Origin of the sequence: Streptomyces sp. AF1A, from assembly GCF_047340315.1 — a bacterium.
In the GTDB taxonomy this organism is placed as follows: domain Bacteria; phylum Actinomycetota; class Actinomycetes; order Streptomycetales; family Streptomycetaceae; genus Streptomyces.
Window position 1 is genome coordinate 1 of sequence record NZ_JBLEBI010000260.1, and the last position, 7135, is coordinate 7135.

The following is a 7135-nucleotide window of genomic DNA, read 5'->3' on the forward strand; positions in this document are numbered from 1 at the left end:
GCCCCGCAACGCGCGCCGTGAACGACGTCCGGCCGCCGCCCCGCGCACTCCCCCCACGCCCCGTCAGCCCCGTGACCGTCACGGCCGCTCACTTCCCCGTGAGGGAGCCGAAGTCCACGCCGGAGCCGAACAGCAGGCCGGCGCCGAGGAGGAGCATGGTGGCCGGGACCATGAAGGTGGTGATCATCAGCGTGGCCTTGGGCACCGCGCGGGCGGCCTTGCGGCGGGCGTTCTGGGCGTCGGTGCGGCGCATGTCCTTGGCGAGGGAGACCAGGGTGTCGACGATCGGCGCGCCCAGCTCCTCCCCCTGCTGCAGGGCCGTCACGAACATGGCCACCTGCTCGGAGTCGTTGCGCCGGCGCAGTTCCGCGAAGGCCTGGCGGCGGCTCATGCCGAGGTCCATCTGGCGCAGGGTGATGCGCAGTTCGTCCGCCCAGGGGCCCTCGTAGCGGGAGGCCACGCGCTCCAGGGCCTGGCGGAAGCCGAGGCCCGCGCTGACCACGACCGCGAGCACGTCCAGGAAGTCGGGCAGGGTGCGCTCGATGACGTCCTTGCGGACCCGGATCGCCGACCAGATGCCGACCTCCGTCCAGAAGGCGCCGAACAGCAACAGCAGCAGCGCCACGAACCACTGGCCGCGCAGCAGGAAGACCAGGAAGCCCACGGCGCCCAGCGCGCCGTAGACCGCCCGGCGGGCCGCGTAGCGGTCGATGGTCAGGCCGCCGGGGTTGCCCGCCAGGTCGATCCTGCGACGGTACTTGGCGACCAGGCGGGGACCCATCAGGCGCAGGACCGCCGGGGCGTAGCGCATGCCCATGCGGTCGATGACCGAGCCGACCGCGCCGGTGCGGGTGGCGCCGACCTCCAGGGCGAGGGCGAGGTCGCCGGGGAGCCGGACGTCCGCCCGGTACATGCGGATGCCCGTGAAGACGCCCCAGACGGCCAGGCCCATCAGGAGTGCGAGCAGGAATGCCATGGCGTCCGTGCCCTCCTCACACGTCGATCCGGCTCAGGCGCCGGATGAGGACGAAGCCGACGGCGTACAGGGCGAACGCGACGACCACGCAGACCTGGCCGACCGGTGAGCCGGTCATGCGGGCCAGGGCGCCGTCCTTGACGGCGTTCATCAGGAACAGCGCGCCGACGCCGAGGACGGGGACGGCGTACGACGTCATGGTCACCTGGGAGAGCTGGGTGCGGATCTCGCGCCGGGTCTCCTTGCGCTCCTCCAGCGTCTCGGTCAGGTTCCGCAGGGCACTGACGACCTGGCCGCCGGCCCGGTTGGAGAGGATCAGGGTCGTGACGAGGACGACCAGTTCGCGGGAGGGGAGGCGGTCGGCGAGTTCGCCGAGCGCGTCGTCCAGGGACTGGCCGATGGCCAGCTGGTCGGCCACCTTGGCCAGTTCCTCGCCGGCCGGGGCCTCCAGCTCCTCGGCCGCCATGCCGATCGCGGTGCGCAGGGCCAGCCCGGCCTGGGTGGCGTTGGCCAGGATGCGGGCGAGTTCGGGGAGCTGGTTGATGAAGCGCTCGATGCGTTTCTGGCGCTGCCAGTTGAGGAACTGGACCGCCGCCCAGATGCCGAGGAGTCCGGCGAGCGGACCGAAGAAGGGGGCGAGGGTGGCCTGGCCGACCAGCCAGAGCGCGGCGACGGTGGCGAGCATGCCGACGAAGAACTCGCCCGGGGTGACGTCCAGGCCGGTCGTCGCGAGGCGGAGTTCGAGCCAGCGGCCGAAGCGGGTGCGCCGCAGCCTGCGGTCGAGGTCGCGGAAGCGGCGCCGGCGGCCGGTCGCCGGGCGGGGGCCGGCGTGCGAGAGCCGCTCCACCAGCTCCGCCCGCCGGGCCCGGCCGGAGGCGTAGCTGTGCACGCCCGCGACGGCCAGGACGCAGGTCAGCAGCGTCACGCCGGTGGTGAGCTGGACGAGGGTGTGGAGTTCCATGTGGGGGCCTACCTGGCTTCTCGGGTGGCGAGCTGGTCCGCCGAGCGGGCGACGCCGAAGGCCTGCGGGACGGGCTGGCTCGCCATGTAGAGGCGGTCGGCGGTGCGGCGCGGGAGGGGGAAGTACTGGAAGGAGCCGTACACGCGGCCGTCCGGGGTCATGGGGCGGGCGTCGAAGCGGGCCACGGTCGCCAGCCGGTACGGCTCCCCGCCGTGGCTGTCCAGCAGCGCGATCTCGGTGATGCGCCGGGCACCGTCGGCGAACCGGGTGAGCTGGACGATGACGTCGACCGCGCTGTTGATCTGGTCGTGCAGCGCCACGAACGGCACCTCGACGTCGGACATGGAGGCGAGGGTCTGCAGCCGGGTGAGCGCGTCCTCGGCGCTGTTGGCGTGCACGGTCGCCAGCGATCCGTCGTGGCCGGTCGACATCGCCTGGAGCATGTCCAGGGACTCGCCGCCGCGGACCTCGCCCACCACGATCCGGTCGGGCCGCATGCGCAGGGAGTTGCGCACCAGGTCGCGGATGGTGACCTGGCCCTTGCCCTCGACGTTGGGCGGCCGGGACTCCAGGCGGACCACATGGCTCTGCTGGAGCTGGAGTTCGGCGGAGTCCTCGATGGTGATGATGCGCTCGTGCGGGGGGATCAGCCCGGAGAGGGCGTTCAGCAGGGTCGTCTTCCCGGTGCCCGTCGCCCCCGAGACGATGATGTTGAACTTCGCCTGCACCAGGCCCGCCAGCAGGTACACCATCGGCTCGTCGAGCGAGCCGAAGGAGATCAGCTCCTGGAGGGTGAAGGAGCGCGGGAAGCGGCGGATGGTGAGGATCGGTCCGGTCAGCGACAGCGGCGGGATGATGACGTTGACGCGCTCCCCGGAGGGCAGTCGGGCGTCCACCATCGGATTGGACTCGTCCACCCGCCGGTTGACGGTCGACACGATCCGCTCGATGGTCTGCATCAGCTGGTCGGCGGAGACGAATCGCAGGGGCAGTTGCTCCACGCGTCCGCCGCGCTCGACGAAGATCGCGTCCGGGCCGTTGACCATGATCTCGGTGATGGAGGCGTCCTCGAGGAGGGGCTCCAGGATGCCGAGGCCCAGCGCCTCGTCGACCACTCTGCGGATCAGCTGGGAGCGTTCCACCGTCGACAGGACCGGGCCCTCGCGGCTGATGATGTGCCCGAGCACCCGCTCCAGGCGCGTCCGCCGCTCGGCGGCGGCGAGCGAGCCCATCTCCGCGAGGTCGATCTCCTCCAGCAGCTTGGCCCGGTAGGAGGCGACCAGGTGCCCGTCCTCCCCCCGGCTGCCGTGCTCCTCGGGAGTGCTGATGCGTGCCCGCAGGCTCATGGTCGGCGACTCCTCGCTTGGTGGTCGAGCGGCATGGTGGCGGTCTTGGTGGCGGCGCCGAGGTCCCAGACGATCTTCGGGATGCGGACGGTGGCGGTCACGGTCACGGAGTCGCCCGTGCCGCCGGACGAGCAGGTCACCCGCATGCCCCCGCTCACCGCGTCCGCGCAGGCCTGCGTGTACGACTGCCCGAGCGAGGCCGCCCGCGCCCCGGCCCGCGCCGCCGTGCCCGCCTGCTCGGCCGCGTAGGCCACCGCCCCGATCTGGAGGCCGGCCAGCCCCACGATCAGCAGGACGGGCACGAACCCCAGGTACTCGATGGCGACCTGCCCCCGGTCGCGTCCGCTGCGCCACGGCATCTCAGTGCTTCACCTCCTCCACGGCGCCGGCGTGGCCGTGCACCGTGACGGGGAAGTCGACGGAGCCCGGGAAGAGGACGGGGACCTTGATCGCCACGTCCGCGGTCACATAGCCGGTCCCGCCGCACCGGGCCACGCTCGCACCCCCTCGCCACGCCCCCGACAGATGCCGCAGCGCCGCCTGCCGGCACACCCCGTACCGCTCCCCCCGGGGCGCCGCCGTGCCCGCGCGCACCCCCTCGTCCGCAGCATTCCCCGCGAGCGTGTAGGCGTACCCCACCAGCACGGCCTGCCACATGAGCACCAGCGTCAGGACGATCAGCGGGGCCATGCCGAGGAACTCGATGCTGACCTGCCCGCGGTCCCCACCCCGTTTCATGGGCCGCTCACTCCTTCCGCCGCCGCAGTCCGACCGGGCCGCGCCCGCCCCCGCGGTGGGACCCCTCAACCGCCTTCGCCAGCCCCAGCTCCCCCGCGAGCGCCCACAGGGCCTGCTTCACCGTGCTCCTGCCGTCGAGCTCGTGGACCCGCCCCGCGTCCACGACGGCTTGAAGTTCCTTGAAGTTGGCGGGAACCGCCGTGCGCGCGAGCGCGGTCCCGGTGATGCGCTGGACCAGCGCCGGCTGGATCTCCGTACCGCGTGTGTGCCGGTTGACGACCACGGTGGTCTCCTCGGCCTTGCGGATCTGCAGCCGGTCCCACATCCGCACGGTCCGCTTGGCGCCGCGTACGGCGACGACGTCCGGGGTGGTGACCAGCAGCGCGGTGTCGGCCATCTCCACCACGGCGGCCCCGGCTCCGCTGAGCTGGGCCCCGCAGTCCACCACGACCACCTCGTAGCGCGAGCGCAGGACGCCGACGATCTGGCGGGCGGCGCGGTCGGTGACCTCCTCGCCGCGCTCGCCCTCGCCGGGCGCGAGGAGCAGGGCGAGCCCGGTGTCGTGGCGGAAGACGGCGTCGGCGAGGACGCGCGGCGAGATGTCGGTGATGGCGGCGAGGTCGGCCACGGACCGGCGGAACTGGATGTCCAGGTAGGAGGCGATGTCTCCGGTCTGCAGGTCGAGGTCGACGAGGGCCGTGGGGCGCCCGGAGGCCTGCGCGGCGAGGGCGAGCTGGATCGCCGTCAGGGTGACGCCGACGCCTCCTTTGGCGCCGCTGACCGTGACGAGGGTGCCGCCCGCTCCGCCGAACACCTCGGCGCCGTGGCCGAGGTGGCGTCGTACGCCCGTCGACCACTGGGCGACGGCCTGGACCCGGCCGGCGAGTTCCTCGTACGACAGCGGGAGCGCGACCAGGCCGCGGGCGCCGGCGTCCATGGCGGCGGCGAACAGGCCGGGGCTCGCGTCGGTGGTGACGAGGATGACGCCGACGGCCGGGAAGCGCAGGGCGACCTCGCGGATCAGCTCCAGGGCCGGTACCGGGCCGATCCGCTCGTGGACGACCACGACCTCGGGCAGTTCGTCCACGGACTCGGCGGCGATCCGGGCGAGCGCGTCGACCAGCTGGGTGGAGTCGCCGACCGGCGGCTGCGGTTCGGCGTCCGGGAGCTGGCTGAGCAGGGTGGTGAGGGAGCGGACGGCGTCCGGGTCCGCGCCGGCCGGGAGGATCCTGGTGGGCATGGCCGCCTCTCACTTGTCCGTCGCGAGTTCGTAGGTGCGGTCCCGGTCGGGGACGCTGGTCTCGCTGCCGGGCGCCACCAGCGCGAGCCGGACGCGCTGGGCGAAGGACTCGGCGTAGGTGATGCGCTGGGCGTCGAGGGTGGACAGCGCGAAGGTGATGGGGACGGCCTCGCTGGGCTGCTGCTGGTTCTTGCCCGAGTCGGGGTCCAGGGCGGTGATGCGGCCGACGTCCAGGACGCGGGCGTCGGTGACGATGATCTTCGACTGGTCGGGGTCGCCCTCCTTCTTCCCCTCGAAGGTCGCGTAGACGTTGACCCGGGACCCCGGGGTGATCTTCCCCGCCACACCGGTCGCCGCGTCGATCATGATGGCGACCTCCTGCTGCCCGGGCTGGAGGGCGGGCTGGTCGACGATCATGTCGGTCTGGAGCAGGGAGCCGGCGTGCAGCGTGGTCACGGCGATCTTGCCCCGGATCTGGCGGAGGTCGGTGACGGCGGTGCCGGGCAGCCAGCGCCTGGGCATGCCGACCCTCTCGAACTGGCTTGCGTCCAGAGTGGTGTACGGCTTCACGTCGGAGCGCACCCGGTAGGCGGTGACCTCGGGTCCGACCTTGGAGTTCACGTCGTGGACGACGGAGAGCACCCCGGCGAACGCGCCGAGAGCGCACAGGACCGACAGGATCAGGAGTATCACGCCGCGGCGCTGACGGGAGTTCATGAACCGTGCAACCTCATTGGGGGAATCGGTCGAGCGGGACGTCGAGCGGGATGGGACTTACGGGTGCGGTCAGGCGGGCGTGCGCTGTTCCAGGGCGCGGGGGGCGGGCGGCTCGGGGGCGGGCGGGGTGGCGGAGCAGAAGACGCAGCGGTCGCCGATGACGTCCAGGCCGCACCAGTGACAGCTGGTCTGCCGTACGGAGGTGACCAGTTGGTAGAGGACGGACAGGTCGGCGAGGTAGCTGCAGAACTCGACCACCCGACCGGTGCCCCACCACACCGGGGACTCGGCGGGCAGCGCGGCCTCGCGCAGCCCGTGCACGTTCCACGCGGAGGCGAGACCGGCGACCCAGTCGCTCTGCGCCTGTCCCTTGGCAACCAGCATCCAGGTGCCGAACTCCGGCCCCTTGAGGGTGGCGCCGGGGGCGAGCCTGACGAGCTGCGGCTCGGGGTGGGCGAGCACGGCGAACTGGCTGCCCGGCACCCACGACCTGGCGTGCGCCTTCAGCCCGACGGGCACCCGGTCCAGTCTGGCGACGGAGCCGAGGACGGCGCCGGCGTGGATGTAGTGGGTGAGCAGCCGCCCGGCGGAGGCGAGCACGCCCGGGCTCAGGTCGCAGGAGGCGAGCTGCCGCAACTGCCGGGCGAGCACGGCGATGCCGAGCGGCGGCAGCTCCGGCCGGAACAGGGCGACGCGGTCGCTCTCCAGCAGCGAGCGCAGGGTGTACAGGCGCCGCACGACGGGCTCGGGGGTGGCCTGCGAGCACACGACGACGACATACCCGTACTGCTCGGTGAGCGCGTGCAGTTCGACGAGGGCGTGGTCGAGGGGCCGCCGGTCGAGGTCGCTCAGCACGACCGCGGGCATGGTGCGTTCGTCCTGTGGCGGCAGTGCCATGTCGGCACTCGTCACGGCAATGGCAGTTGGCACGCGCAGCTCCCCGCTCTTCCCACCCGCCGGCCCACCGGTGTCACTGTCACTCCAATGCGCCAGGACGACTTCACTGCGTGACTACCTGAGCACTGTAACCACGCCTGTATGACCCGAGAACAGCGTTTGTGAAGCCGACGTGGAACTCTCCCGGTACAAGTCCCGTCAAACCGGGACAGGTTGAGCGGACGCCCGGAGATGGTTCCGGTCTGAACCTCTTGACACCT

General features: G+C 72.3%; 8 protein-coding genes. All 8 read right to left on the bottom strand.

Going from position 1 to position 7135, the window contains the following annotated elements:
• Positions 1 to 88: 88 nt before the first annotated feature.
• Entirely contained in the window at positions 89 to 976 is an 888-nt protein-coding gene (locus tag ACLU3S_RS34775; protein ID WP_413955967.1) for a DUF5936 domain-containing protein, read from the bottom strand.
• 16 nt (positions 977 to 992) lie between these two features.
• Positions 993 to 1937 carry a type II secretion system F family protein gene (locus ACLU3S_RS34780; RefSeq protein ID WP_413955968.1) on the bottom strand — a complete coding sequence of 315 codons (945 nt, stop codon included), beginning with the start codon at positions 1935 to 1937 and terminating at the stop codon, positions 993 to 995.
• An 8-nt stretch (positions 1938 to 1945) separates the two neighbouring features.
• Positions 1946 to 3283, bottom strand: coding sequence for a CpaF family protein (locus ACLU3S_RS34785; RefSeq protein ID WP_413955969.1), 1338 nt, complete (start codon positions 3281 to 3283; stop codon positions 1946 to 1948).
• Complete coding sequence (locus ACLU3S_RS34790) at positions 3280 to 3642, bottom strand: TadE/TadG family type IV pilus assembly protein (protein WP_413955970.1); 363 nt, start codon at positions 3640 to 3642, stop codon at positions 3280 to 3282. The genes ACLU3S_RS34785 and ACLU3S_RS34790 overlap by 4 nt, the downstream gene beginning before the upstream one ends.
• Before the next feature lies 1 nt (position 3643).
• Positions 3644 to 4021 carry a TadE family protein gene (locus tag ACLU3S_RS34795; RefSeq protein ID WP_413955971.1) on the bottom strand — a complete coding sequence of 126 codons (378 nt, stop codon included), beginning with the start codon at positions 4019 to 4021 and terminating at the stop codon, positions 3644 to 3646.
• Positions 4022 to 4028: 7 nt separating this feature from the next.
• On the bottom strand, positions 4029 to 5261 hold the full coding sequence (locus ACLU3S_RS34800) for an AAA family ATPase (protein ID WP_413955972.1): 1233 nt from the start codon (positions 5259 to 5261) through the stop codon (positions 4029 to 4031).
• A 9-nt stretch (positions 5262 to 5270) separates the two neighbouring features.
• A complete protein-coding gene (cpaB, locus tag ACLU3S_RS34805) occupies positions 5271 to 5978 on the bottom strand; it encodes a Flp pilus assembly protein CpaB (protein WP_413955973.1) in 708 nt (235 codons plus the stop codon).
• A gap of 69 nt (positions 5979 to 6047) precedes the next feature.
• Positions 6048 to 6875, bottom strand: a complete 828-nt coding sequence (locus tag ACLU3S_RS34810; RefSeq protein ID WP_413955974.1) for a hypothetical protein — start codon at positions 6873 to 6875, stop codon at positions 6048 to 6050.
• Positions 6876 to 7135 lie beyond the last annotated feature (260 nt).